2 protein-coding genes are annotated in these 2,247 nt (G+C 65.3%); both read left to right on the forward strand.

What is annotated here, in order from left to right; all coding sequences use genetic code 11:
- Window positions 1–518: 518 nt before the first annotated feature.
- On the forward strand, window positions 519–728 hold the full coding sequence (locus ON20_RS25990) for an AbrB/MazE/SpoVT family DNA-binding domain-containing protein (RefSeq protein WP_040839710.1): 210 nt from the start codon (window positions 519–521) through the stop codon (window positions 726–728).
- The gene (locus ON20_RS25995; protein ID WP_051163334.1) at window positions 725–1,795 is read left to right on the forward strand and encodes a tyrosine-type recombinase/integrase; all 1,071 of its coding nucleotides are present in this window, start codon (window positions 725–727) and stop codon (window positions 1,793–1,795) included. The genes ON20_RS25990 and ON20_RS25995 overlap by 4 nt, the downstream gene beginning before the upstream one ends.
- The last annotated feature ends 452 nt before the right edge of the window (window positions 1,796–2,247 follow it).

A 2,247-nucleotide genomic window follows, 5' to 3' on the forward strand; every position in this document is an offset into this window, starting at 1 on the left:
CCACCCGCCATATCGCGTCACAATGATCTACTTTCGGTGGATCCATACTGGCCGTTGTGGTTCCGAGCGCCACTCGGTCATGAGCTTCCCCTTACACCAGAGGCAGCACCTCTCGCCGGCGAAGAGCGTGGGCGTAGTGGTCGATTCCCCCTCCGGACACAAAAACGACGCAGTTTTGCCCCAGAAACGGTGTCCAGGCAGCGCCTGGACACCCATTTTTCTCTCACCACCCTGACCTGCGGCTTCACCCCGGACGGGGGTGAAAATTGTGACCGGTGACACACTGCGGCCGCTGCTGCCCTCCTTCACCGCACGGCCCGGTTTCGGCGATCCGTCCACCTTCGCCTCCGGCCCTGCCCTGCCGATGGCTACGGTCGAGCAACCCGCACGATCGACGGCCGTGCACAGCATCCGCCCGGTCGATACCAACGGCCGCGTCGTCGACAAGGCCATCGTCGAGGCCCTCGACTGGCGACCTGGCGACCTGCTGTCCTGGCGGGTGATCGGCGGGTCTGGTCTTGATCACCCGCCCCGGATTCGGCAGATGCGGCGTCACCAAGTACGGGCATATCTCGATTCCCGCCGCCGTCCGGCACGCCGCCGGAATCGGCATTCGCGATCGTGTCCTGTTGGCCGCCGACCCCGACCACGCTCTGTTGGTCGTCTATCCCGCCGCGGTCCTCGACGACATCCTCGCCCGTCGCTTCACCGAAGGAACCACCCGATGACCTCGAGTACTCAGTCCGATGTCGCCGCGGTGCAGATGATGATGGACCGGCTCGGTCTCACCGTCGCCGACCTCGCCACCGGTTCACCACCCGAAACCGCCCGTCTCGCACCGACCTTCGCCGACTACATCCCCACCGTCCTGGCAGCCATGCCCGCAGGACGCACCCGCGAGCACTACCGCACCTACTGGAACAAGATCCTCACCCAACCCGGCTGGGCCCACCGTCGCCTCGACGAACCCACCCCCGCCGACCTGCAGGCCCTCTGCGAAAAGATCCGCGCCAACCGCGTCATCCGGCGCAGCGACCGCGGCGGCAACGACGTTGTCCGCCATGTCATCGACGCCCTACGACGCCTGTACAAGCACGCCGAGGACAGCCGCCTCCTCGACCCCCGCGACAATCCCGCGACTCGGTTGTCCAAACCCAAACGCACCCGGTCGAACCGCCGGGCTCTGCCCAGCGACCTGCTGGCGCAGATCGTGCACGTCGCCGCAACCACCGGCAACGACCCGGAACTGGACAGCCTGCTGCTGCGGCTGCACACCGAAACCGCCTGTCGCCGCGCCGGCGCCTTGGCGCTACGCCCTCAGGATCTGGATCCGGTGCAGGCGGTGATCCTGCTGCGGGAAAAGGGAGGAACACAGCTGTGGCAACCGGTCTCATCCACCTTGATGCGGGCCCTGTGCCGCCACGCCGAACAACGCGGCGGTGCCGCCTCCGAGCAGCTGCTGCGGACACGCAGCGGCAATCCGATCACCCGCTGCCGCTACAACCACCTGTTCGAACGCCTCGGCACACACCTGCCCTGGGTGCATACTCACGGCATCTCGATCCACTGGCTGCGCCACACCACCATCACCTGGGTCGAACGCCACTACGGCACCGCCATAGCCCGCGAATTCGCCCGCCACAGCCATACCGGCGCCGGGGTCACCGGCGTCTACACCACCGCAACCATCACCGAAGTCGCCACCGCCGTGGCCCGCCTCACCGGAGAACCCCACCCACTCGCCACCCAAACCCGACACGCACCGGCATGGGATAACCCGGACCGTACCGGTTGACGCAGAAGCGGCCACGGGGCGGCCGGTCTATGAAGGCATCGGTGCTCCACCGAGCGAGAGTCATGAGGCGACATGTCTCCTGTCTCGCTGCCTCGTGGCTGTACCGGTTCGGATTTAAATGTTCAAGTGCTTATATCTAAGTATCAACAATCATAAACGCTTCCCGTCTCGGTCGAACCATCTCCGCGGCGACACATTTGTCGTCCAGATCATCGACCATGGTGACGACCACTTTGCGTGCCGCGCCTCGATCCCTCTACCCAACCACTCCGCCGCTGCTCCAGCAGCGTACGAAACACTAACCTCGATTTTTCATGATTTGTGCTGATGGCTCCGGTCAGGTCCGGTCGGGGTTGGGGCGGTTGATGCTGGTCAGGGAGCCGCGAGGCGTGTGAAAGCAGTGAGCGCGAGGCCGGTGAACGGGTTGTGCGCAGAGAGGCGCAGGCGAACTC

The organism is Nocardia brevicatena NBRC 12119 (genome assembly GCF_000308495.1).
GTDB classification, from domain to species: Bacteria; Actinomycetota; Actinomycetes; order Mycobacteriales; family Mycobacteriaceae; genus Nocardia; species Nocardia brevicatena.